Here is a 23,802-nt window from a genome sequence, read left to right as displayed (position 1 = left end):
AGCTTAGACTGTGGGACAGATGCTCCCGGACTGCCGGCTCAGGTACGCACCACGCTGCTTCCTGTGCCCATCTCCTCGATCCGGGCAAGCACTTCGGGAGCCGTAAGGTTTTCACCGAGCAGGTTCGGCTTTCCGGTCCCGTGATAGTCAGAGGAGCCTGTCACGAGCAGATCGTGGCGTTCCGCCACCTCCCGAAGGAACCGTCGGCCCTCCTCCGGATTGTCCCGGTGCTCGATCTCGAGCCCGGCCAGTCCGGCGTCGATCATTTCCTGGTACGTCTTTTCCTTGACGATCCTTCCCCGCGCTGATGCCACGGGATGGGCGAACACCGGTACGCCCCCGGCCGCCCGGACGAGTTCGACGGCGACGGCAGGGTCCGGCGCATAATGCTGAACAAAATACCGGGAACGGGATGTCAGGATCGATGAAAAGGCCTCTGAGCGGTCCGAAACGACTCCGGCCGCCACTAAGGCATCAGCGATGTGGGGTCGGCCCAGGGTTGCCCCTGGAGCAACATGGTGAATAACGTCGTCCCAGGTCAGTGGGTAGTCCTCGGCGAGCAAAGTCACCATATGCTCCGCGCGGGTGAGGCGTGCATCCTTTGCCTTGGTGATCTCTTCCAAGAGGCCAGGGTGTGCGGGGTTATGGAGGTAGCTCAGCAGGTGAACGCTGATCCCCTCAGCTGTCCGGCATGAGATTTCGATCCCGGGCACGAAAGCGACGCCGGCCAGAAGGGCAGCCTCGGAGGCCTGGGCCCAGCCGTCGGTCGAGTCATGGTCAGTCAAGGCCACGACGTCCAGCTTGGCAGCAGCGGCCGCCTGCACCACCACAGCAGGGGTTTCGGTGCCGTCGGAAACGTTCGAGTGGGCATGCAGGTCTATCCTCACCAGCCCAGCCTAGTAGATGACCAGGTGAGGGGCCGGTCCTTGTATCTTCATGGGGCATCTTCAGCGGCCGGGACGAAGCCGACGGCAGGTGTTGGCAACGGCTGGTCTGCTGGTGAGACGATGGGACGGTGAACCATGCTGAAACCAACCAAAACTCCGCTGCCCAGCCACTTGAGGAGCGTGTCAACAACCGCTCTCAACGGCCAAGTTCCGATGCCTTCAAGGCCTTTATGGCCAGCAATTGGGCTCCTGCCCCTGAGCACAGTCCCGAGCGGGAAGCGGTGGCAGGCTATGCGGCCACCCGGCGGCACGCCATCTCCGGACAGTTCAAGGGCGAGCGCCTGGTCATTCCTGCGGGGCCCTTGAAGGTCCGCTCCAACGACACCGACTACCGCTTTCGCCCGCACTCAGCGTTCGCGCACCTGACCGGTCTCGGCGTGGACCATGAGCCCGACGCCGTACTGATTATGGAGCCGGTAGAAGAAGGCAAGGGCGACGACGGCGGTCACCACCACGCCACCCTTTACTTCCGTCCGCTGGCCGGCCGGGACACGGAACAGTTCTATGCTGACTCCCGCTCGGGAGAGTTCTGGATCGGAGCGCGTCCCACCCTGGCGGAGTTCCACGCCCGCCTCGGGGTCGCCACGGCGCACATAGATGAGCTCGAGACAGCCATCACCAAGAATGTGGGCGCTCCGGAAATCGGTGGGGTGTCCGTCCGGCTGGTCCGCAAGGTGGACGAGAACATTGATGCCCTTGTTGACACCGCCCGCTACAACACCGCCAAGGACCCGGACACGCTCGATCTCGCAGTCCTGGATGCCCTGGATGACAAGCTTGCTGAGGCGTTGTCTGAATTGCGGCTGCTCAAGGACGAGTGGGAAATCGAGCAGATGAAGATTGCCGTGGCAGCCACCGTTGAAGGCTTTACCGAAGTGGTCAAGTCGCTTCCCCGGGCCCTGACCCATCATCGCGGCGAGCGCGTTGTGGAGGGAGCCTTCTTTGCGCGTGCCCGGGAAGAGGGCAACGAACTCGGCTACGACACCATCGCCGCTTCCGGGAACAACGCTACTGTCCTGCACTGGACCAGGAACACCGGCAAGGTCAATGCCGGCGAACTCCTGTTGCTGGACGCCGGGGTGGAAGCAGAGTCCCTTTACACGGCAGACATCACCCGCACTCTTCCTGCCAACGGCGTTTTCTCCGACATCCAGCGCAAAGTCTATGAAGCAGTGCTGGACGCTGCCGATGCCGGATTCGCCGCCGCCCGTCCCGGAATGAAATTCCGCGACATCCATACTGCCGCCACTACAGTACTGGCGGAGAGGCTTGCTGAGTGGGGTCTGCTCCCCGTCTCCGTCGAGGAGGCCATCAGTCCCGAGGGGCAGCAGCACAGGCGCTGGATGCCCCACGGCACCAGCCACCACCTTGGCCTCGATGTCCATGATTGTGCACAGGCCAAACGGGAACTCTACCTGGATGGCGTGCTCACGCCGGGAATGGTGTTCACCATTGAGCCTGGCCTCTACTTCAAGAATGAAGACCTCGGCATCCCGGAGGAATATCGGGGAATCGGCGTCCGCATCGAGGACGACGTCCTGATGACAGCTGAGGGGCCAGTGAATCTGAGTGCAGCCCTTCCCCGCGGCTCCGCTGACGTGGAGGCCTGGATGGCTGGGATCTACCAGGACGTAGAAGCCCAGTCAGCGTAACAACGGCTTAGTCTGCCGAACCTGGTATGCAAGGACTGCCTGGAAGAACTGACAAAGGAAGGCCCGCCGGTGATCTGAACTGCTCAGATCTCCGGCGGGCCTTCCCTGTGTCCTGACTTTGGCGCTGAATCCTTGGCTGGCTAGGACTTGCCCTCGGCGCTGTCCTGTGGGTCTTGCTGCTGGTTCTGCTGCTGCGGTTGCGGTGCTTGCGGCTGTGACTGCGGCTGCGGGTCGGTAACCCGGACGCCGTACTGGGGACGCCCGTCCGGAAGGTCGGGGTAGCGGACTGCCGCAGGCCGGGTGCCGGCAGGCATCTGCTGCGCTTCCTGAGGGGAAGTGGCAGGTGCCTGGCCCGGCTGCTGGGTGGCGCCGGGGGTTTGCTGCTGCCCTGCACCCGGTGCCTGGCCGTACGGGTCATTCCAGCTGGCCGGGCGCTGCGGAGCCTGCCCCTGGTGGCCGTTGTAGCGGGGTGCACCGGAACCAGCGTCCGACGGCGTCATGGGCAGCTGCTGCAGCAAGCGGCGCGCCTCACCTGAGGCTTCGACGGCGACCACGACGTCGTAGTTGGTAGCTACGACCTGGCTGGTGGACGTGAAGTCACGCTTCCCGCGCTGCATCGCATAGGTGACGATGCCGAACAGCATAAAGAAAGCAGCACCCATCAGGACCGACGCCACGATGGAGAAGTAGCCGCCCGTCGGGGAGAAAAAGGAAAGCATGACGCCCACGAACAGGCCGAACCACATACCGCTCAGGGCACCGGACAAGGCAACCCTTGGGTAGCTCAACCGGCCGGTAACGCGTTCCACCATTTTCAGCTCGTTGCCCACGATGGATACAACCTGCACCGGAAACTGCTGGTCGGCCAGGTAATCCACCGCCTTCTGGGCATCCAGATAGGAGTTGTATGACCCGACGGTGTCCCCGGTGGGGACAGTGCGGGACTCTTCGGACCCGGGAACGCCCGATTTAGGAGCACCAAAAATATTTGACATACCCCCATTCTTGCCCATGATCATGTGTGGCGGCTGTAAATTCAGCTAAAAGAGAGCAGACTCGGTAGCCTGTACAAGTGAGCACCAATCATTCGCGGGTATTTGTCGCGCGCTTACTTGGACTGGACGTCTTCGACCCCCTGGGCGACCGTCTGGGCAGGTTGCGCGATGTTGTGGTGCTCTCCCGCGGCAGCCGCGGTGCCCCGCACGTGGTGGGCATCGTCGTCGAAGTTCCCGGGAAAAAACGGGTCTTTGTACCGATGACGCGTATCACCTCGATTGACCAGACGCAGATCATCTGCACCGGGCTGGTCAACCTGCGCCGCTTCGAACAGCGCGGCGCAGAAACCCTTGTGGTGGCTGAAATGTTCGACCGCCGGGTAACCCTCGCTGATGGCAGCGGCGACGCCACCATCGAGGACATAGCCATGGACCGGCACCGCTCCGGTGACTGGTTTGTGAGCAAGCTGTTTGTCCGCCGCGGCCATTCACTCTCCCCGCTCAGCCGGCTCCGCCGCAACGAGACCATGATCATCGACTGGGCTGACGCCTTGCAGGTAGCCAAGACGGAGCCCCAGGCCGCCACCCAGTTCGTGGCCACGCACGAAGACCTGAAACCCGCCGACTTCGCCGAAGCGCTGCAGGAGATGAGCGACAAGCGCCGCTTTGAAGTGGCCAGCGAACTCCAGGACGAACGGCTGGCAGACGTCCTGCAGGAGATGCCTGAAGGCGATCAGGTGGAGATCCTCTCCTCCCTCGATGTCGAGCGTGCTGCCGACGTTCTGGAGGAGATGGATCCCGACGACGCTGCGGACCTCCTTGCCGAACTGCCCTCAGCGCAGGCCGAAGAACTCCTGCAACTCATGGAGCCCGAGGGCGCAGAGGATGTTCGGCGCCTGCTGGAATACGACGAGGACACCGCCGGTGGCCTCATGACCCCCGTCCCGGTGATCCTTCCTCCTGAGGCCACCGTCGCAGAAGCGCTGGCACACGTCCGCCGCGAGGAGCTCTCCCCTGCCCTGGCTTCGTCGATCTTCATCACCAGGCCCCCGCTGGAAACCCCCACCGGTCGGTTCCTGGGTGTTGTGCACATTCAGCAGTTGCTGCGTTATCCTCCCCCCGAACCCCTGGGCAACCTGGTTGACAAGAACCTTGAACCGTTGTCGGACCAGGCGCACATCAGCGAAGTCGCCCGCGCGCTCGCCACGTACAACCTGAACTCGCTTCCTGTGGTCAATGACGACGGCCGGCTTGTGGGGGCGGTGACCGTTGATGACGTGCTTGATCACCTGTTGCCTGATGACTGGCGTGCCCACGAGGATGACGTCCCCATAAGGAAACTTGGAGGCCGCATTGGCTGATCAGAACGCTCCCCGGAAGCTCAATGGCCGGCTGGTCGGCAGGCAAAGCGTCACAGGCGGCCTGGATACCCCCCTAAGCGGGCGTCAGCGGATTCTCCCCAAGTTCTCGCCCAACCCGGATGCTTTTGGCCAGAGTACTGAGGGTTTTGCCCGCTTCATGGGTACGCCCCAGTTCCTCGTCTACATGACTGTATTCGTCGTCGTCTGGCTCGTCTGGAACACCTGGGCCCCAGTGGAGTGGCAATTCGACTCCCGGGCCCTTGGCTACACCTTGCTGACCCTGATGCTGTCCCTGCAGGCCTCATATGCGGCTCCGCTGCTCTTGCTGGCCCAGAACCGGCAGGACGACAGGGACCGCGTGTCCCTGCAGCAGGATCGCCAGCGTGCCGAGCGGAACCTCTCCGACACTGAGTACCTGACGCGGGAACTGGCATCGCTGCGAATTGCCCTGCGGGAAGTAGCTACCCGTGATTACGTTCGAGCCGAACTCCGCAGCCTGCTGGAGGACATACTGGAAGCCCAGGAGGAACTGCGCAAGCACGATCCCTCAGGCGCCGGCAGCCACGAGTCGCCCAAGGATAAGGTCCGCGAAAAACTGAAGGAACGCAGGGAGAAGCAGCGCAACCCCCGGACCCAGCAGATCCCCAAGATCAGGCCGGAAAGCTCCGGAAAGCCCGCACATCTCAACCCGCCGGAAAGCCCCAACCACCCTGAAAGCTGAGTACCGCTCCATGAGTAGCTCATTGGCCCCGGCAGTTAACGCTGCTTTGGCCACAGTCATCGATCCCGAGCTGCGCCGACCCATTACGGAGTTGGGCATGGTGGCCGGAGTCGATATTTCAGAGGATGGGCTGGTGCGTCTCACCGTCCTCCTCACTATCGCCGGATGCCCCCTCCGGGGAACCATCACAGCCGACGCCGAAGCTGCGCTCACGGCGGTCCCGGGAGTATCCGGCGTCGAAGTTGACCTCCAGGTGATGAGTCAGACACAGCGGGATGCCCTGAAGGAAAAGCTCCGCGGGCCAGGCGGCCAGCGCGGAGTTCCTTTCAACCAGCCGGGCTCATTGACCAAGGTCTACGCGGTAGCCAGTGGCAAGGGAGGGGTTGGCAAGTCATCTGTCACGGTGAACCTCGCTTGCTCCCTGGCCGCCCAAGGCCTGCGGGTGGGTATTATCGACGCCGACGTTTACGGCTTTTCCGTCCCCGCACTGATGGGCATCACCCAGGCGCCCACCCGGGTGGACGACATGATCCTGCCGCCGGTGGCTTACGGAGTCAAAGTGATCTCCATCGGGATGTTCGTTTCAGGTAACCAGCCGGTGGCCTGGCGCGGGCCTATGCTGCACCGCGCACTCGAACAGTTCCTCACCGACGTCTACTTCGGCGACCTCGATGCCCTCTTCCTCGACTTGCCTCCTGGTACCGGCGACATTGCCATCTCCGTGGCCCAACTGCTGCCCAAGGCCGAGATCCTGGTGGTCACCACTCCACAGGTTGCCGCTGCTGACGTCGCGGAGCGCGCCGGGGCCATTGCAACCCAGACAGGTCAGTTGGTGGCGGGCGTGGTGGAAAACATGTCGTACCTGGAAATGCCCGACGGCAGCCGGATGCACCTTTTCGGTACCGGAGGCGGAGCAGTGCTTGCCGAGCGTCTCTCGGCCACCGTTGGCGCCGACGTCCCCTTGCTCGGACAGATTCCGCTGGACATCCTTCTGCGGGAAGGCGGAGATACAGGCCTTCCGATCGTGCTCAACCGCCCGGAGACACCGGCTGCATCCGCCTTGAACGGCATCGCCGGGAAACTTGCTGCAAGACCACGAGGACTCACCGGCCTGTCTCTGGGACTACAGCCCCGCTGACCCGTAAGGCAAGATCTCTGCTTTAGGTGGCCTCAGAGTCGAAAGGGGCAACTGCACCGGCAGCAAGTCGCTCGATAACACGTGCGGGGCGGGATTCCGAAGCTGCACCGGCCGCAGCACCTGCCACTCCGGCCACGGCCCCGGGGGCGCCTGCGCTTACCGGTTTGGTGTCATCATCCAGAAGAGCTTCTTTGATGATGCGGCGAGGATCGTATTGCCGCGGATCGTACTTCTTCCAATCGACATCGTCGATGTCGATCCCCACTTCGTCTTTGATCTGTTCCCGGGCACCCGACGCCATCCGGCGGACTTCCTTCACCAGATTCGCGAGTTTCTGGGTGTATTCGGGCAGACGCTGGGGACCGATCACCATCACGCCGATGATCAGCAGAAGTAAAAACTCCGGGCCATTGATTCCAAACACTTTAGGAAGATTACCCTCTCCGGGAGCCCGGTGACGATTCCTGCGAAAGGCAGGGAGGCATACAGCAGCGGAAGCCTGTCATGAAGCGGTGATGCCACCAAAGATCCGGCCTATCCCCCGTTGAAGCCGACCTACCAGATCCTCGCCCTCAGCATGTTCCGCCGAGGATCCGGGCTCAGCTGCCTGCCCCGTCAAGGAAGCGTCAGGAGCAGACTGGATCAGCGCAGACAAGGCGGACTCCGTGTGCTGCTGGGGCAGGTCTGAAACGTAAGTGAACGTGATGCCATTGACTTGGTAGATCGCCCGCTGAGGGGTTGCTGAGGAAACCCAGAGGCTGCCACGGTCCGAACCTTCCCGCGTCGTCGCCTGGGAAAACCCGTCCTCTGAAGCGGCATGCCCCGTCAACGGATTCACAGGCTCGCGTGCAGCTGCCGGTAGCCCCTGGGACGTTCCGGCAGAAGAGGAGTGCTGTTCAATGATCGTGGCGTAGTTCTCGCCATCTGAAAGGCGCAACTCGATAACCGGTTCCCCCGCCACGACGTCGGCCTTGGCTGAAACCAAATGAAAACCTGCGCGGGACAGGTCAGGGCAAATCCATCCTTGATTTCGCAGTTCCTCCACCCTTACTGCAGGCAGTGTGCCGCCGCGGCCTGTCAGTGAGCCTGCGGCTGCTGTGCCCGCTTGGGGAGCCGGATCAGCACCCGCCACAAACGCGGCCACACCCATTGATCCTGCCACTGCCGCAGTGCACGCCAGCAGGAGGTGAACCAGCTTCATTCTTGAGCGTGGCCGGGAAACAGGCTCCGGAACAGCCATCGCGAGCTCCTGGGTCCTGGATAACAGCCGGGCAACGAGATCATCGGGCGCGTCCGGCACCGCCGCGCTGTGGAGCCGCTCCAGGTACTGCCGTTCCCGCTGCACAGCAGAGGAGCAGTCAGGGCAGGCTTCCAAGGCTGCCCTGCAGGCACCGTGCTTCTTGCGGGTGCAGGCTTTTACGGACTGAACCAGCCGCCGAAACACACCAGGATGACGTAACCGGCCCATTAGGCCGATCAGAGCACGCCGGCGATGCGGGGCATGTTAAGGCGCGGCTTCAAACCCTGGGCCGGACGGGGATCCCGGTGCGCCAGCTTCTCACGCAGCATGGTGCGTCCACGGTGAATCCGGGAGCGAACGGTGCCAAGTTTGACGCCGAGGGCCAAGGCCACCTCGTCATAGGACAGACCTTCGAGGTCGCAGAGGACGACGGCAGCCCGGAAGTCCGGGGGCAACTCTTCCAACGCCGCCTGGACATCGAGGTCCAGGTTGTTGAGCTCAAAACTCTGCTCCGGCCCGGGTTCGCGGCCAGGCAACCGGGACTCGGCGTCATCGGCAAGAGCATCGAACCGGATCCGGTTCTTGCGCCTCGCCTGATCGAGGAAAAGGTTGGTGGTGATACGGTGCAGCCAGCCGTCAAGGGTGCCCGGCTTGAAGTTTTCCAGTGAACGGAACACCCGCACAAACACTTCCTGGGTGAGGTCTTCGGCGTCGTACTTGTTGCCGGTCAGGCGGAACGCAAGGCGGTAAACCTTGGCTGAGTGGTTGGTGACCACTTCTTCCCAGGTTGGCCTTACCCATGCGGCTTCCGCCGGGGTTCCCGAATCTTCAACTGCAGGGACAGGTGCCACAACTGATGCTGACATCGTCCACTCCCCTCGTGGATGGGTACTAACGCCGAATGGTGCTCTGACACCAGTGATTCGGTGCCGTTCATCTGTTGGATGACCGGATAATTATCATGTCAAATTTGGCTGGGAGTTTCCTGACATTCAAGGTGCTTCAGCCCAAGGCGGAATTGCGATGAGGGCACGTCACCTCCCCGGCCAACTGCGTTAGACACAGTACTCTGATACAAACGCCCCTTGCCGCCCAGAAAGCGAATCCTCCATGAGCGCCGATAAGTCCACGAGCTGGTCCTACGCAGAAGATCTGCCTGCTGAGGATGAGGTGCTGTTGCACGCTCGTGAACGCTCCTTCGAACTCGGCGTGACACCTATCGGTCCCGGCGTCGGCGCCGCCCTGACTGTGCTCGCGGCAGCATCAAAGGCGCAAACGGCGGTCGAAATCGGCACCGGCGCGGGCGTCTCCGGTGTCTGCATTCTCAGAGGGCTGGGGCCGCAATCAGTGCTGACCACCATTGACGTCGATGTTGAACACCTCAAGGCAGCACGCGAAGCCTTCCAGGAAGCCGGCAGCCCGGCCAACCGCACCCGCACTATCTCCGGCCGCGCGGCAGACGTCCTCCCCCGTTTGACCGATGCTGCCTACGACCTTGTGTTTGTGGATGCGGACAAGCAAGGGCTTCCCGGCTACGTCGAACAGGCCATCCGCCTGCTCAAGTCCCGTGGCTTGCTTATCGTCAACGATGCACTGGATAAGGACAGAGTCTCCAATCCGGCCGCCCGGGATGCCAGCACCGTGGTCCTGCGGCAGGTAGGCAAGGCAATCCGCGACGACGAACGTCTGGTCTCGGCCATGTTGCCCACCGGCGATGGGTTGCTCGTAGCCGTCAAGAAATAGGGCGGGCCGGTGGGGCATGTGCAGGACCCGGAGTTAACGCCTTAGGGCTGGGCATTAAAAAGGACAAGGCCGGCAGCCTGTTGGCTACCGGCCCCGCCCAGGAGAATCTATTCGGTAACGCCCACCAGGCATTCCTTCAGGTTTGCCGCCTCTGCAGCGTTGAGCTCAACTACAAGCCGTCCTCCGCCTTCGAGCGGCACACGCATGATGAGGCTGCGGCCTTCTTTGGTTACTTCCATCGGGCCGTCGCCGGTGCGTGGTTTCATAGCCGCCATGAGGAATATCCCCTCCAGTAGTCCCAGGACATACCAGCCCGGACGGGCTGTGTCCGCATGGTCAAACAAGCCGCTATGACGGCCGCTACTGCAGCCGCCATGGCTGAACACTGTCGAATGCCATTTGTCCTTGCTTACCTCTATTATCCCGTAATTGACCGCGCACAGCTAATTGATGGACTTTCGACACGCTGTCTCCAAACACGCCGGGGAAGAGCCGGGAATCAGGGCTTAGGGCGGGTAATCTCCGCCTCCGGGCAACTGCGCCCAGGCCCAGAGCCACACTATCCAGACGATTTGCAGCAGGACGAACATGATCGCAACCATGGTCCGGTAGGCGCCTGATCTCGAGACCAAGGCTGCGCTGAGTGCCAGCGGAAACAGAGGAAGGAGCATCCGGAAAGTACTGGTCTGGGGATGCAGGAACATCAGCAGGTAGCCCATGTAACAGATACACCAGAGGCGCAGCTCAATACCGAGTGCACGCACAGGCCTGGTCACCATCACGAGGCCGAAAATTGCAACGAACACGAAGGGCGCCAGAATCCCCAGGATCGGGCCAAAAAGCAGGATGCCTGTGTCGAACCACGGCATGAAAGGTACGAGGTCGTGTCCGCGCCAAACGGTCTCAGTTTTGGTGTACGCCGCGATATCGCCCGTCACCAGCCAAGCGATTCCGGGCCACATGAGGGCCCCAATGCCACTGACCGCGGTAAGACCGGCGAGGCTCCACAATTCGCCGGCGCTGTGGCTGCTGCCTCCTCTCCGCTCCACAGGCCGGAAATGCTGCCACAGGCGGTAGCAAAGGAGGAGTCCGGCCATCGCCGCGAACGGCACTCCTGTGGGCCGGGACAAACACATCAGCAGCACTACGGGCATCGCCCACAGATATTGCCGCCGGATCAGGAGCAGCAAGGCGGAAGCCAGTAACAGCAGGTTCAGGGACTCCGCATAGGGAACCTGCAGCACTGGAGTCACAGGAAACGTGGAAAAAAATACAATTCCCCACAGGGCAGCACCATGGGAGGCCTTCTGGCGGAACAGCCGATAAGTCACCAAGGCAGCTCCAAGCCCTGCAAACATCGCGATGACAGTCAGCGCTGCGGCCGGCGGCAGTCCGGTCATCCCTGAGACCGCCCGGCCAAGTACCGGAAAGAGAGCATAAAATGCCCAAGCGTTTTCCTGGACGTTGCCGGAATCGCTTAAAGGAAGTTCAGAGGGGTAGCCGTTAGTGGCGATCTCGCCGTACCAACGGGCGTCCCAGATATTGATGAAGTTCCAGTAATCCGGCTTGGCAGGAAACCAAGGATTAGTACCCTGGTGCAGGGCGGCCGCCATGAAAATGCAAGCACTGATCAGCCGGGCGGCCAGGTACACCGCCCCCACCTGCACCCACCACGGCCATCGTCCGGCAGCGGTAAGGGCATCAGCCATTAGCCCTTTGTGACGCAGCCCGGAGCGCGGGTTAATACCGCTCCAGTTTCTGCCCGGAGCCGTTTCCTGACCGCTCAAGAGCCCTCCTCCTGCATCTCTCGCCGAGGGGCGTCTGGAGAAGCAGTGGAGCCGGCAGCACCGGCGGAGCCTGCGGAACCAAGAGCGGCGCGAAGCCTGGCGATTTCAGCGTCCTTCTCCGCGAGCTGATCCCGGAGTTCATCCAGCACCTGGTCCACCTGGTCCATCCGGTATCCCCGCAGGCCAAGGGCAAAACGGACATGATCGACGTCGGACGGTTTCGCGTCCGCTGGCAGCAATACCGGCGGAAGCGATGCCACGGGCTCGTCAAAGCCCGCCTCAAGCACGCCGCTGACGGCGCTCCTGCTGCGGAACTTTGAGCCGACGCCCGTGCCGAAGAAAACCGTGACGCCGAGCAATGCGACGGCGAGAAATACCAGTAAGAAGCTCACAGCACCCATCGTGCCAGATATCGGCCATGCGCCTAACTGCCTACCGCCTCAACAGGAGCGCGCCTACCCCGGCACTGTCGAAACGAGTCCTCTTGAACTCCTGCTATTCGGGCCGCTGTTCTCCATTGGGCCGGCCGTTCATCCGGCCATTGGCTGAAGCCCCCGTCACTGAACCACGCAGTACCAGGTCAACGGCTTCACTGGGATCGTCCACCACCTGGATAAGGTCGAGGTCCTTCTCGGACACCATGCCCTCCTCCACCAGAGTGCCGCGGATCCAATCGATCATCGGCCCCCAGAACGCGGTTCCCAGCAGGACGATCGGGAAGGACGTGACCTTCCGCGTCTGGACCAGCACCATGGCCTCGAAGAGTTCATCCAACGTGCCCAGGCCACCCGGGAGCACAATGAACCCTTGGGCGTACTTGACGAACATAGTCTTGCGGGCGAAGAAGTAACGGAAATTGATCCCTAGGTCCACCCATTGGTTGAGACCCTGCTCGAAAGGGAGTTCAATCCCGAGGCCGACTGAGAGCCCGTTGCCTTGCACTGCTCCCTTGTTGGCGGCCTCCATGGATCCAGGTCCGCCACCCGTGATGACGGCAATGCCGGCTTCTGCCAGCTTCCTTCCTACTTCCACGCCCAGGTCGTAATAGGAAGTGCCGGGTCGTGTCCGTGCCGAACCGAACACGCTGACTGCCGGACCGATGTCCGCAAGGGCACCGAAGCCCTCCACAAATTCACTTTGGATCCTCAGTACCCGCCACGGATCCGTGTGAATGAACTGGCCGGCACCTTTGGTGTCCAGCAAATGCTGGTCGGACATCTCGACGGCGGCCTGTTTCCGCCGCAACTCCAAAGGACCTTTATGCCGAGTCGCCACATGATTGTTTGTGCCCTGTTCGGAGGTTGGGAAAGTTTCTCCGGTGATGCCCGGGACTGGCTGTGGGTGCGGATCGGTACTCATCCACCAAGGCTAGCGCGGATCGGAGTGTCCGCCGCCTTTCCTTTCCCTATTCCCGCTGGGCTGCACGCATGCGGGCTTCGGAGGTATCTCTTGAATTACGATCTGCAGGAAGTAGGAGTGATTGGGGTCATAAATGTCCAATGTTCGCTAGATTCATTCCTATGACTACTCAAGTGCCCGGCGATGCCCTCGTCTCCCTTACTGCTGTAAACAAGCACTACGGCCAGTTGCACGTCCTGAAGGACATCAACCTGAACGTCCGCAAGGGCGAAGTAGTCGTAGTCATCGGGCCCTCAGGCTCCGGCAAGTCCACTCTGTGCAGGGCTATTAACCGCCTTGAAACTATTGATACCGGCGAGATCGCCATTGATGGGAAGAAGCTCCCGGACGAAGGCAAGGAACTCGCGCGGCTTCGTGCCGACGTCGGTATGGTCTTCCAGTCGTTCAACCTGTTTGCGCACAAGACCATCCTGGAAAATGTGACCCTGGGTCCCATCAAAGTCAAGGGCCTTTCCAAGGCGGCGGCAGAGAAGGAAGCCATGGCTCTGTTGGAACGGGTCGGCGTCGGTCATCAGGCCGCCAAACTTCCGGCACAACTGTCTGGCGGCCAGCAGCAGCGAGTTGCTATTGCCAGGGCACTGGCCATGAAGCCCAAGGTCATGCTCTTTGACGAGCCCACCTCCGCTCTTGATCCGGAGATGATCAACGAAGTGCTGGACGTCATGGTCCAGCTGGCGAAGGAGGGCATGACCATGATCGTGGTGACTCACGAGATGGGTTTTGCCCGAAAAGCCGCAGACCGTGTGGTGTTCATGGCTGACGGCCAGATCGTGGAAGACACTAAGCCCGAGGAGTTCTTCACCAATCCCCAGAGCAACCGGGCCAAGGACTTCCTGTCCAAACTCCTCACCCACTGACACCCCCTGAATTCGCACCCTGGCCGTCGAAGGCGGCCCACCAATGAAAGGTTTGTCATGAAGGCAATTTTCACCCGGAGGAAGACACTCCTGGTAGCAGCATCCGCAGCCCTGGCGCTGTCCATGAGCGCTTGTGGCGGCGGGGGCGGGGGCGCCACTCCCACCACAGCTGAGGAAGCGCCGTACAAAGTCGCAGAGAATGTGTCGATTTCCGGCAGTCCCACCTTTGACAAGATCAAGGCCGCGGGCAAGGTACGGGTCGGCGTCAAGAACGACCAGCCTGGCCTGGGATTCCAGGACGCAGCTACCGGGCAATATACCGGTTTCGACATCGAAATCGCCCAGTGGATCGCAGCGTCGCTGGGGCTCAGCAAGGACAAGATCGAATTCAAACCGATCCCGTCTGCCAACCGCGAGTCGGCTATTACCAACGGCGACATCGACTACTACGTCGGCACCTACTCCATCACGGATAACCGCAAGAAGCAGATTGACTTCGCCGGGCCTTACTTCGTTACCGGACAGGGCCTGCTCGTGAAGAAGGACAACTCGACCATTAATTCCGAAAAGGACTTGGCCGGCAAGAACGTGTGCTCTGCCACTGGCTCCACACCGATCCAGAACATCAAGGCCAACTTCCCGGATACCAAGACCACTGAATTCGAATCCTACTCAATCTGTGTCCAGAGCCTGAAGGATGGCGCGGTGGATGCTGTCACCACGGACCAGGCCATCCTGCTCGGCTATGCCGCCCAGGACCCGGACAACCTGAAGGTAACGGGAGAACCATTCACCACCGAGAAGTATGGCGTCGGCCTCCAGAAGGGTGACACCGCTCTGCGCCAGTTCATCAACAAGACGCTCACCGATGGTGGCGCAGTATGGCAGAAGATCTACGATCAGTCACTGGGAAAGTCTGGCACTAAGGTCGAGCAGCCCGCCGTAGACAACTACTAAAAGACATCTTGAGGGGCGGCCGCGCGTGGCCGCCCCTCAACATCTGCTGAAAGCGACGATTCTGTGAATACGCTGCTGAATAATTCTGACCTGTTTCTCACGGGCTTCCGGACTACCCTCCTACTCTTTTTCTTCTCGGCGATTTTTGCCCTGATCCTCGGCACCATCGTGGCAGCCATGCGGGTTTCCCCCATACCGGCCACCCGTGCCGCCGGCACCCTCTACGTCAACGTCGTGCGCAACACGCCACTGACCCTTGTTCTCTTTTTCTTTGCCCTGGGATATCCGAAACTCGGGCTCGTTCCGATTGACTTCACCACGGCGGCCATCATCGGGCTCAGCCTCTATACCGCGACCTATGTAGCCGAGGCCGTCCGATCCGGCATCAACACCGTCCCGGTGGGGCAAGCAGAAGCAGCCAGGGCAATCGGATTGCCCTTCGCAAAGTCGCTGACCCTCGTCATCCTGCCCCAGGCATTCCGGGCGGTCATTCCCCCGATGTTCAGCGTATTCATCGCCCTCTTGAAGAACACGACGGTAGCAGCAGGTTTCTCCGTTTTCGAGGCCGGAGCCATCCGGGCAAATCTATCGGAGCGTGGCGAACCGGCACTGGTTGGTCTGCTGTGGGTCGCCCTCGTGTTTGTCGTCCTTGTGCTCATACTTTCTGCGCTGCAACGGAAGCTTGAACAAAAGTGGAAGGTTACCTCATGAGTGCAGTTCTCTTCGATGTCCCTGGTCCCAAGGCCCGGGCGCGGTACCGCATCTTCGGCGTTGCCACCGCCCTTGTGATTCTACTGCTTGTAGGTTTCGTCATCCTGCGGCTCGCGCAGAGCGGCCAGTTCGATGCCAGCAAGTGGCAACTCTTCACCTTCCCACTCGTCCAACAGACCGTGGCGCAATCGGTCGTGGCGACACTGTCAGCATTTGGCACCGCAGCCGTACTCAGTCTCATCCTGGGAGTGCTGCTGGCCTTCGGACGACTGTCGGACCGTAATTGGATCAGCATGCCTTGCTACGGGTTTGTTGAACTCTTTCGGGCAGTTCCTCTGCTGATTCTGATGATGATTTTCTACTACGGGCTGCCGACCGTTGGGGTCCAGGGGATCACGCCGTTCACTGCCGTCGTGGCCGGACTCGTACTCTATAACGGGTCCGTTCTGGCCGAAGTGTTCCGTGCCGGCATAGAGTCTTTGCCACGCGGTCAAAGCGAGGCCGGTTACGCAATCGGCCTGCCCAAGAGTGCTGTCATGACCAGCATCCTGCTTCCGCAGGCTGTACGGTCCATGCTGCCGGTGATCATCTCCCAGCTCGTTGTGATCCTCAAGGACACCGCGCTCGGATTCATCGTCACTTACAACGAGATCCTCTTCCAGGCCAAGTTTTTTGGCAGCCAGGTCCAGTACGGGTCACCGATCATCCCCGCGGCGATCATCGCTGGTGTCCTTTACATAGGAATGTGCCTGATCCTGGCCGCATTCGCGAAGTGGCTGGAGAAGCGGCTATCCCGGAAGCCCGGCGTTGCCGTCCTCCCGGCGGCCGCCGTCCCGCAGGAAGTTTAGGGCGATATAAGGCATTAGGTGGCAGGGGTCCGAAGGGGATTGGTCCTTCGGAAGACCATTCCTGAACCATCCGGCGCAGAACCTCGCAGTCGCCAACGAGACGCTGCTACTCACAACGCTCTTCCCGGCCACAAAAAGGAAGCGGTCCGAGGCAACCCAGCCAGAGGACCGCTTCCTCATGCGCTTGACAAGCGATACCTGCCTATCAGGTGTACTAGCCACGGATACTGGGAACGTGTGGCGTCCTCGATGGTGGTGGCCTATGCGCCGTCCGCGGAATGGTTCCAAGCGTCGGCTATCGCTTGGGAATCCCTCCCCACAGAGCATCGAGTCCGGTCCGGATATCAGCTGGCCCGCGCGGATCCGCCCTTGGACGCCTGAATTGCCATGATTTCTCCGTCAGACTTCAAACAGGGCCTCTTCCTGGGACGACATTTGGTGCGACTAGACACCGTCATCAAATCCCGGGGAGGGGCCCCCGCCGCTTAAGACGCGCAAATTCGTAAGGAAGCGGGCAGATCTCATGGCCACCGGCGGGCAGTTTTACTGGCCGTCCGTGGACATTTTGTAAAACACAAGAATGTTAGGCCCGCTCAAGGGCTGCATCCGTACTCCTGAATAGCGTGGCTCCTGCAGAGCCACCCTGTCGACGTCTGTAGACGCAACAGGCGCTCTTGGGCTAGTGTGACAGGACTTGTAAACTTTAGTAACAAAGATTACGAGAAACTGTCAACACAATTAGACAAAGCATCGGGAGGAAGCAATGAAATCAAAGTTACTAGCTACCTTATTCGTATTCGTAATGTCGTTGTTATGGGCAAGTCCTGCAAATGCCGCCAGTAATTCATCTCCAGAAAGAATTCAGAAAGGCGGAGATTTATCTCTCATGTGGGCAGGATGTTTTGCCAGCCCGAGCCTCTATGTTGGCTCGCCTGTTGAGGCAAGCGGTTTCGGGCGCTGCACGGGAACGCCGCCCCTAACCCTCGGGGTAACAGTGACCCTGTACCACAACGGCTGGAACGTCGACAGTTCATACAATTCATGCTCCATACCTCAGTCCGGAGGAGACTGCTACGGAATTCCTGTGAGGTCTGGCTACGCTTCTGGGAACTGGTGCTCCCGCATAACGGTGGACTACAGAGATCCAACCTCGGGGAATTGGACTCAATCGTCCTCCAGCCAGGGATCGGGGTGCCCCTGATGAGGCCGGTCCGTAGACTAGGGGCATGGCTTTCATGCGCTACACTTCTCGCCGCCTCTTTGATCGCAGGGTCCGCCCCTGCCAACGCTGCAGGCTGTGAAATAAACACATGGACCGAAGTGGACGGCTACCATGGCGTCATAATTTTTTACCCGAGTTTTAGCTGCTCGTTTTCACCCTTAAGCGCGTCAATGGCCACCTTTCCCAGCAACGGAGGAAATCAGTGGACACGTCCCGCGGCTGGAGTGTGGCATTCGGGAACTGGAGTGGTGGTCCCAATTCAAGGATCAGGCGAATATTGCGTGCAGATCGACCTTTCGGTCTACACTTCAGGGGCACAAAGTTATTCGTCGCGGCCCTGTACTCGGTTGTGATCCAGTCTAGGAACTGGAACACGTAGTTTCATGTCCTTATTGGCTTGGATGCTCTCCTGGTTGCTGGCCAAGCTCGTCCTCGGGGTAAGCCGGGTTCGCCCCGAGGACGAGGCCCTTCAGCGAGATGTATTCGGACTCTTGACCAGCCACGTCTGTAAGGCACGGAGGCATTCCCGGATGGCTTCGGCCTCAACGTGCTCGTTGTCCTTATGCGCCAGCAGCGGGTTTCCCGGACCGAAGTTTACCGCCGGTATCCCCAGGGCACTGAAGCGGGCGACGTCGGTCCAGCCATACTTCGGTTTTGGTTCAGCCCCGACGGCAGCCACGAAGGATGCGGCAGCAGGGTGGGTCAGGCCCGGGCGGGCTCCGTGTGCCCCGTCCGTGCGGACCACATCGAAGCCGGACAACAGCTCCCGAACATGTGCCTCTGCCTGGTCCAGGGACTTGTCGGGCGCGAAGCGGTAGTTGATTTCCACTACACACCGATCGGGAATGACGTTGCCGGCGGTGCCGCCATGAATCCTTACCGCGTTCAAGCTCTCGCGGTAGTCCAAGGCGTCCACCGTCACAGTTGCAGGCTGATACGCCGCGAGCCTCTCCAGAATGGGCGCTGCAGCATGGATAGCGTTACTGCCCATCCAAGCCCGCGCCGAGTGCGCTGCCTCGCCTATGGTGGTCACCTCGAAACGGGAAGTCCCGTTACAACCGCCCTCCACGGTTCCATCCGTTGGTTCAAGGAGGATCGCAAAATCTCCCTCAAGAAGATGGCCATGGTTCCGGACCAGCCTGCCGAGGCCGCTCTTAGCCTCTTCCACTTCCTCATGATCGTAAAAAACGAAGGTCACGTCCTTATTGGGCTCCGCGCCGTCGTCGAACATTGACGCTGCGAGGGCGAGTTGCACGGCAACCCCGCCCTTCATGTCGGTGGCCCCTCGCCCGTAGAGCACGCCCTCGCCCGGTATCCCGGACACCCACGTCGACGGAACAGTCCCCAAGGATCCTTCGGCAATGGGAAGCGGAACCGTGTCCAGGTGGCCTGCGAGGATGACGCGCTGAGAACGGCCCAGGTCAGTGCGGGCAATGATCGCATCACCGTCACGGATCAGCCGCAGTTGGGGAATCTTAACCAGCGCAGCCTCAACTGCGTCAGCCAGAGGCTTTTCATTGCCGGACACGCTGTTCACATCGATCACGGCCGCTGTGAGGAGCGCAACATCCTGGCGCAGGTTCAACACAGGCAAGGACACTGGAGTAGTTTGAGCAGTCACGGTGACAGTCTAGTTCGAGTCCGGCACCCGGCTCTCGATACACTGGGGCCATGACTGAAACCGTTGCTGCTTCCGCCGTGCCCTCTGCCACCCGTTCCGCCCATGGCTATGGCGTGGCCACCATCTTCACGCGCAACGGCGATTCCACTGTGCTGGACGTCTGGTTCCCTGCACCGGCCTTGGGCGTAGGAGCCGATCACCTCCGCGATGTAGACAACGCGGATGATGTACTGGCGGAGATCGCTGCCAGCGGAACCGACCAGGATCGCGGAACGGAACAGAAGGTTGTCTTCGTCCAGATTGACCTTGACGAATCCCCGGCGGACACCGCCGACGCGTATCTGCGGCTGCATCTGCTCTCACACCGGCTGGTACAACCGAACACCATCAACCTCGATGGCGTCTTCGGGAAGCTGCCGAATGTCGTCTGGACCAACTTCGGCCCTGCTGCAGTCGATGGATTCGAGCTCACCCGGGCTAAGCTCCGCCGACGCGGAGCCGTGACCGTCTACGGTGTGGACAAGTTCCCGCGCATGGTGGACTACGTTGTCCCCAGTGGCGTGCGCATAGCCGACGCCGACCGCGTGCGCCTCGGAGCCCACCTCGCGGAAGGCACCACTGTCATGCATGAGGGTTTCGTGAACTTTAATGCCGGCACCCTGGGCACCTCGATGGTCGAGGGCCGCATCTCAGCGGGGGTAGTCGCAGGAGATGGCACCGATGTTGGCGGTGGCGCCTCCATCATGGGTACCCTTTCGGGCGGCGGCAAAGAGAAAATCGCCTTGGGTGAGCGGGTCCTCCTCGGTGCCAATTCCGGCGTCGGGATCAGCATCGGCAGCGATTCAGTCGTCGAAGCCGGGCTCTATGTCACCGCGGGAACCCGTGTGCTCGTAGTCGGGGCCAAGGACGCCGACGGCGAGGGCACAAGCAAGGTTGTCAAAGCTGTGGAACTTTCCGGGGTCCCCAACCTTTTGTTCCGCCGGAATTCTTCCACAGGTGCAGTGGAGGTGCTCCCCCGCAAGGGACAGACTGTTGAGCTTAACGAGGCCCTGCACGCCAACTGAGGCACGCTGACGGACAGCAGCAACTTCACCGCACATCACCTGGACCGGCCCCCGAAGGGCCTGAGGGAGCATCTTCGTGGCACACAGACGTGGGCGTCGCCGCGCATTAGTGCTGGTGCTGACACTGGCCCTCGTGGTTGGTGCAATCTACATCGCCGTGTCCATCGTGCAGCGGTCAGAGAATGTGATCGTTGAACGCTGTACGGCCGTTGCCGGTGACCAGCGGGCCGAACTGGCAACGGATCAGGCAGGCAACGCGGCTTTGATTTCCGGGGAGGCCGTTAAGCGCGGCCTTCCCCCAAGGGCTGCAACGATTGCCCTGGCTACCGCCATGCAGGAATCCAAACTGCGGAATATCAGGTATGGAGACGAGGCAGGACCGGACTCCCGTGGGCTATTCCAGCAACGGCCCTCCCAAGGCTGGGGAAGCGAAGAGCAGGTCATGGATCCGCATTACGCCAGTGCTGCGTTCTACGCAGTCCTGGTCAAGGTTCCGGATTACGAAGAGCTGGAAATTACCGCTGCCGCCCAGCAGGTCCAGCGCTCGGCCTTCCCGCGTGCCTATGCCCAACATGAGGGCATGGCGAGGGCCTTTGCTTCTGCTTTGACTGGGCAGTCCACCGCCGCGCTCGACTGCACCCTGCGCGCCCCGGAAGAAGCGGGTGATCCCCAGGTGGTGCTGGACGAACTGACGTCGACATTCGGCGACGTTCCAGCGTCCTTGGAGGGCTCCGTTTTGGTGGTCCAGGCCAATGAGAGCCAGGCATGGGCTATCGCCCAGTGGGCTGTAGCCAACGCCAAGCAGCATTCCCTGACGTCAGTCGACGTGTCGGGGTACAGCTGGATGAGGGAATCGCGGAATGGCTGGCAGCCAAGCGGTGCACCAGATGGTCGGGTCTCCGTCACTGTGGCCACCCAGGATTCTCCGTAGCCAGTCCCAGTCGTCAGACAAGCTCATACAGAGGCGAGCAGAAGTCAGGCGAGCATCTCCACAACAGGCTGGACATAGCTCCTGAAGGTGTCCGGGTGTGACAAGAGGTCCTGACTCATCACTATTTTGTCGGGCTCCAGGTACCATGCCCGCGGCTCATCGAGCGGCAACTCAATAATGGTCAGGTTGAAATCCCTCGACTCCCGGCCTACCTCCATCAGCCTGTCCTCCACAATGTCGCCAAGAAGCTGGCAGGCGCCTCCCGCCTCCCGTTCGGCTTCAAGAGTGGCGTAGTCGCTCCTGCGTTCACGCGCCCAGCTAAGTGCACCGCCAAAATGTGCCTGCAGCACGCGCTGGAGGGCAGGTGAATTGGCGAACGCCTCGAAGGAAGGAGGAGTCAGGTCCGGCGTCATCTGCGGGTGCGATCTCAGCAGCTTTTCCCACCAGGCTTCCCACTCGGTCTTGAGTGCGCTGATCCCGCCGACATCGGCAGTGAGGTGGTTGTGGTTCGCCCGGTGAACCTTTGGGGCTGCATGCGAGAGGGCAGGCCGGCCGGCACCATCAAGCCCTGCGGCGTCCCGTACATAGAGGGCGATGAGCATGGGACCTGAGGTGTCCATGGTGATCCCCCAGGCGGGACCGCCTGTCTGGTGCATCCGAATGGCCTCCCTTGATGTTGGATCTCCCCCGTCCCAGTGTATTCCCGATATGTGGCCGCGTTAATGGCCTTTGGCGGGAGCGGCAAGGGTGTCCAGATGGGACTCCAGGACGTCGTGGCACATCTGGGCCGTCATCCACTCCGGCTGGAGCAGCGCGTGCATGCTCAGGCCCTCCAGCATGGCAAGCAAGCGCTCTGCCTCAGTGACGAGGACCTGCCGATCGACAGTATGGCCGCCGGCCTGCCCAGTCGTACCGCCGATAGTGCCGCCGTCGACATCCGGCGGAGGTGCGGTCAGCTCCATGACCAACTGCCCCATGGCGGCAGCAACGGTACGGTGACTCCGGTCAGCCTCCGCAGCCAGGAAGGGCCTGATGCGGGCAGCGTTCTTGAAAGCGAGCCAGACGCAGCTGTCCACTGCCCGCTCCTCATCGAGCGGAAGGATTTGGCCCAACAGGGTTAACACAGCCGCTCTATGCTCTGTGGTAGCAGGGGCGCATGCGGCTACGGCCTGAGCTGCTTCATCAAGGCGGCTGGTTATCCGATCCACCACCACCCCGAACGAGTGCACCAGCAGTTCTTCGCTGCTGGAAAAATAATGGCGGACTGAGCCCACCGCAAGGCCTGCTTCGTCCGCAACTTCCCTGAGCGATGCGCGCTCAAGGCCATCACTGGCGATGATCCTGAATACAGCTTCCACTACATCTTGCCGGCGCAGGTCGGCGTCTACGTATTTGGGCACCAGTCCTATCTAGCACACATGTGCGGGCAAACGTCGGTGGCACACCGGCCGCAGTTTCGTAGCACTTCCGGCCGTTCAGTGCGGGTACGGCAATTTGGGATAGCGTGGAGCCATGAGAATTCTGGTAACTGGCGGCACCGGCTACATCGGTTCGCACACGGTCCTGTCCCTTCAGGAGGCGGGCCATGATGTTGTGGTCATAGACAATCTGGTGAACTCAAGTGACGAAGCCTTGCGGCGGGTCTCGGAGCTCAGCGGCAAGCAGGTAGCCTTCCATCAAGTGGACCTGGTGGACGAAGACGCCGTAAACACCGTCTTCGCCAAAGAGAATGTAGACGCCGTGATCCACTTTGCGGGTCTGAAGGCTGTGGGTGAGTCTGTTCAGGAGCCCCTGAAGTACTACTACAACAACCTGGTGGGAACGCTGAACCTCCTCCGCGCCATGGACCGTCACGGCGTACGCTCAATTGTTTTCAGTTCCTCGGCGACCGTATACGGCGAGCACAACGAGATCCCCTATGTCGAAAAAATGGAAATCGGTGCCAACAACCCGTACGGCCGCACGAAGGAGCAGATCGAGGACATCCTCTCTGACCTCGGGGCCGCTGATGACCGTTGGCACATTGCATTGCTTCGCTACTTCAACCCCGTCGGCGCCCACCCCTCCGGCCGGATCGGCGAAGATCCGCAGGGCATTCCCAATAACCTGGTGCCGTTCATAGCCCAGGTCGCCGTGGGCCGGCGCGAGAAGCTCATGGTGTTCGGTGGCGACTACGACACCCCTGACGGAACCTGCCTGCGTGATTACATCCACGTCGTCGACCTGGCCGAGGGCCATCTCGCAGCCCTGAACCACATCGCAGACCGCCCCGGAGTTTTCCGCTGGAACCTCGGGTCAGGCAAGGGCTCATCCGTGCTTGAAGTCCTGCGTTCGTTTGAAAAAGCCGTCGGGCGGGAAATCCCCTACGAGATCACGGGCCGGCGTGCCGGGGACCTCCCCGCCTTCTGGGCCGACGCGGCGTCAGCCCTGGCCGACCTCAGCTGGTCCACCACCAAGACCATCGACCAGATGTGCGAGGACCACTGGCGCTGGCAAAAGAACAACCCCCAGGGCTACAACTCCTAGCTGGTTAAAACGCGGGTTAACCGCGACGGCGGCCGCTCACCTGGAAAGGTGAGCGGCCGCCG

The 23,802-nt window shown here is 61.2% G+C and carries 25 protein-coding genes; 13 read left to right on the top strand and 12 right to left on the bottom strand.

Annotation, left to right across the window (positions count from 1 at the left end; genetic code table 11):
- Positions 1–38: 38 nt before the first annotated feature.
- Positions 39–887: a PHP domain-containing protein gene (locus M1E02_RS06705; RefSeq protein ID WP_479377321.1), complete on the bottom strand. Its 849-nt coding sequence runs from the start codon at positions 885–887 to the stop codon at positions 39–41.
- A gap of 128 nt (positions 888–1,015) precedes the next feature.
- Between M1E02_RS06705 and M1E02_RS06700 the strand changes: the two genes are divergently transcribed.
- Positions 1,016–2,599 carry an aminopeptidase P family protein gene (locus M1E02_RS06700; protein WP_479377320.1) on the top strand — a complete coding sequence of 528 codons (1,584 nt, stop codon included), beginning with the start codon at positions 1,016–1,018 and terminating at the stop codon, positions 2,597–2,599.
- A 140-nt stretch (positions 2,600–2,739) separates the two neighbouring features.
- Here M1E02_RS06700 and M1E02_RS06695 read toward each other — a convergent pair whose 3' ends face one another.
- A complete protein-coding gene (locus tag M1E02_RS06695; RefSeq protein WP_479377319.1) occupies positions 2,740–3,594 on the bottom strand; it encodes a YflT domain-containing protein in 855 nt (284 codons plus the stop codon).
- A gap of 77 nt (positions 3,595–3,671) precedes the next feature.
- On the opposite strand from M1E02_RS06695, the gene M1E02_RS06690 reads away from it, so the two are divergent.
- Genes M1E02_RS06690 through M1E02_RS06680 form a run of 3 tightly spaced genes read left to right on the top strand, consistent with a single transcriptional unit; the run spans position 3,672 to position 6,814 of the window.
- On the top strand, positions 3,672–4,955 hold the full coding sequence (locus M1E02_RS06690; RefSeq protein WP_479377318.1) for a magnesium transporter MgtE N-terminal domain-containing protein: 1,284 nt from the start codon (positions 3,672–3,674) through the stop codon (positions 4,953–4,955).
- Positions 4,936–5,676, top strand: coding sequence for a DUF1003 domain-containing protein (locus M1E02_RS06685; RefSeq protein ID WP_479377317.1), 741 nt, complete (start codon positions 4,936–4,938; stop codon positions 5,674–5,676). Before M1E02_RS06690 ends, M1E02_RS06685 begins: the two co-directional genes overlap by 20 nt.
- 10 nt (positions 5,677–5,686) lie before the next feature.
- Positions 5,687–6,814 carry an Mrp/NBP35 family ATP-binding protein gene (locus tag M1E02_RS06680; RefSeq protein WP_479377316.1) on the top strand — a complete coding sequence of 376 codons (1,128 nt, stop codon included), beginning with the start codon at positions 5,687–5,689 and terminating at the stop codon, positions 6,812–6,814.
- Positions 6,815–6,836: 22 nt separating this feature from the next.
- Here the strand turns inward: M1E02_RS06680 and M1E02_RS06675 are convergent, their stop codons facing one another.
- From M1E02_RS06675 to sigE, 3 genes are all read right to left on the bottom strand, one after another.
- The gene (locus M1E02_RS06675; protein ID WP_479377315.1) at positions 6,837–7,238 is read right to left on the bottom strand and encodes a twin-arginine translocase TatA/TatE family subunit; all 402 of its coding nucleotides are present in this window, start codon (positions 7,236–7,238) and stop codon (positions 6,837–6,839) included.
- Between the two features lie 78 nt (positions 7,239–7,316).
- A complete protein-coding gene (locus tag M1E02_RS06670; protein ID WP_479377314.1) occupies positions 7,317–8,282 on the bottom strand; it encodes an anti-sigma factor in 966 nt (321 codons plus the stop codon).
- An 8-nt stretch (positions 8,283–8,290) separates the two neighbouring features.
- Positions 8,291–8,920: an RNA polymerase sigma factor SigE gene (gene sigE, locus M1E02_RS06665; protein ID WP_479377313.1), complete on the bottom strand. Its 630-nt coding sequence runs from the start codon at positions 8,918–8,920 to the stop codon at positions 8,291–8,293.
- Positions 8,921–9,164: 244 nt separating this feature from the next.
- Here sigE and M1E02_RS06660 point away from each other — a divergent pair, with 244 nt between their 5' ends.
- Positions 9,165–9,797, top strand: a complete 633-nt coding sequence (locus M1E02_RS06660) for an O-methyltransferase (protein ID WP_247042416.1) — start codon at positions 9,165–9,167, stop codon at positions 9,795–9,797.
- Between the two features lie 107 nt (positions 9,798–9,904).
- On the opposite strand, the gene M1E02_RS06655 is transcribed toward M1E02_RS06660, so the two are convergent.
- The 4 genes from M1E02_RS06655 to M1E02_RS06640 all read right to left on the bottom strand — a co-directional run bounded on the left by M1E02_RS06655 (position 9,905) and on the right by M1E02_RS06640 (position 12,943).
- Entirely contained in the window at positions 9,905–10,072 is a 168-nt protein-coding gene (locus tag M1E02_RS06655) for a DUF3117 domain-containing protein (RefSeq protein WP_009357720.1), read from the bottom strand.
- Positions 10,073–10,303: 231 nt separating this feature from the next.
- Positions 10,304–11,506 carry a hypothetical protein gene (locus M1E02_RS06650; RefSeq protein WP_479377312.1) on the bottom strand — a complete coding sequence of 401 codons (1,203 nt, stop codon included), beginning with the start codon at positions 11,504–11,506 and terminating at the stop codon, positions 10,304–10,306.
- Positions 11,507–11,580: 74 nt separating this feature from the next.
- Positions 11,581–11,985 carry a DivIVA domain-containing protein gene (locus tag M1E02_RS06645; protein ID WP_479377311.1) on the bottom strand — a complete coding sequence of 135 codons (405 nt, stop codon included), beginning with the start codon at positions 11,983–11,985 and terminating at the stop codon, positions 11,581–11,583.
- Positions 11,986–12,079: 94 nt separating this feature from the next.
- A complete protein-coding gene (locus M1E02_RS06640) occupies positions 12,080–12,943 on the bottom strand; it encodes an LOG family protein (RefSeq protein ID WP_479377310.1) in 864 nt (287 codons plus the stop codon).
- A 161-nt stretch (positions 12,944–13,104) separates the two neighbouring features.
- Between M1E02_RS06640 and M1E02_RS06635 the strand changes: the two genes are divergently transcribed.
- The 5 genes from M1E02_RS06635 to M1E02_RS06615 all read left to right on the top strand — a co-directional run bounded on the left by M1E02_RS06635 (position 13,105) and on the right by M1E02_RS06615 (position 16,757).
- Positions 13,105–13,860, top strand: coding sequence for an amino acid ABC transporter ATP-binding protein (locus tag M1E02_RS06635; RefSeq protein ID WP_479377309.1), 756 nt, complete (start codon positions 13,105–13,107; stop codon positions 13,858–13,860).
- A 57-nt stretch (positions 13,861–13,917) separates the two neighbouring features.
- Positions 13,918–14,817, top strand: a complete 900-nt coding sequence (locus tag M1E02_RS06630) for a glutamate ABC transporter substrate-binding protein (protein ID WP_479377308.1) — start codon at positions 13,918–13,920, stop codon at positions 14,815–14,817.
- A gap of 63 nt (positions 14,818–14,880) precedes the next feature.
- On the top strand, positions 14,881–15,528 hold the full coding sequence (locus M1E02_RS06625) for an amino acid ABC transporter permease (protein ID WP_479377307.1): 648 nt from the start codon (positions 14,881–14,883) through the stop codon (positions 15,526–15,528).
- Positions 15,525–16,376, top strand: coding sequence for an amino acid ABC transporter permease (locus tag M1E02_RS06620; RefSeq protein WP_479377306.1), 852 nt, complete (start codon positions 15,525–15,527; stop codon positions 16,374–16,376). The genes M1E02_RS06625 and M1E02_RS06620 overlap by 4 nt, the downstream gene beginning before the upstream one ends.
- 237 nt (positions 16,377–16,613) lie before the next feature.
- The gene (locus M1E02_RS06615) at positions 16,614–16,757 is read left to right on the top strand and encodes a hypothetical protein (protein WP_479377305.1); all 144 of its coding nucleotides are present in this window, start codon (positions 16,614–16,616) and stop codon (positions 16,755–16,757) included.
- A 1,310-nt stretch (positions 16,758–18,067) separates the two neighbouring features.
- Here the strand turns inward: M1E02_RS06615 and dapE are convergent.
- Positions 18,068–19,219 (bottom strand): succinyl-diaminopimelate desuccinylase, encoded by a 1,152-nt coding sequence (gene dapE, locus M1E02_RS06610; protein WP_479377304.1) that lies wholly within the window; start codon positions 19,217–19,219, stop codon positions 18,068–18,070.
- A gap of 50 nt (positions 19,220–19,269) precedes the next feature.
- Here dapE and dapD point away from each other — a divergent pair, with 50 nt between their 5' ends.
- Together dapD and M1E02_RS06600 are read left to right on the top strand one after the other, a co-directional pair.
- Positions 19,270–20,283: a 2,3,4,5-tetrahydropyridine-2,6-dicarboxylate N-succinyltransferase gene (gene dapD, locus M1E02_RS06605; RefSeq protein WP_479377303.1), complete on the top strand. Its 1,014-nt coding sequence runs from the start codon at positions 19,270–19,272 to the stop codon at positions 20,281–20,283.
- Between the two features lie 76 nt (positions 20,284–20,359).
- On the top strand, positions 20,360–21,214 hold the full coding sequence (locus tag M1E02_RS06600) for a hypothetical protein (protein ID WP_479377302.1): 855 nt from the start codon (positions 20,360–20,362) through the stop codon (positions 21,212–21,214).
- Between the two features lie 44 nt (positions 21,215–21,258).
- Here M1E02_RS06600 and M1E02_RS06595 read toward each other — a convergent pair whose 3' ends face one another.
- Both M1E02_RS06595 and M1E02_RS06590 read right to left on the bottom strand, forming a co-directional pair.
- A complete protein-coding gene (locus M1E02_RS06595) occupies positions 21,259–21,870 on the bottom strand; it encodes a hypothetical protein (RefSeq protein ID WP_458111500.1) in 612 nt (203 codons plus the stop codon).
- 63 nt (positions 21,871–21,933) lie between these two features.
- Positions 21,934–22,614 (bottom strand): TetR/AcrR family transcriptional regulator, encoded by a 681-nt coding sequence (locus M1E02_RS06590; RefSeq protein ID WP_479377301.1) that lies wholly within the window; start codon positions 22,612–22,614, stop codon positions 21,934–21,936.
- A 112-nt stretch (positions 22,615–22,726) separates the two neighbouring features.
- Between M1E02_RS06590 and galE the strand changes: the two genes are divergently transcribed.
- Complete coding sequence (galE, locus tag M1E02_RS06585; RefSeq protein WP_479377300.1) at positions 22,727–23,740, top strand: UDP-glucose 4-epimerase GalE; 1,014 nt, start codon at positions 22,727–22,729, stop codon at positions 23,738–23,740.
- Positions 23,741–23,802: the final 62 nt, after the last annotated feature.

It is taken from the genome of Arthrobacter sp. Z5-13, assembly GCF_056499105.1.
The sequence above is the reverse complement of the archived record's forward strand: the minus strand, read 5'-3'. Positions and strand labels throughout refer to the sequence as shown.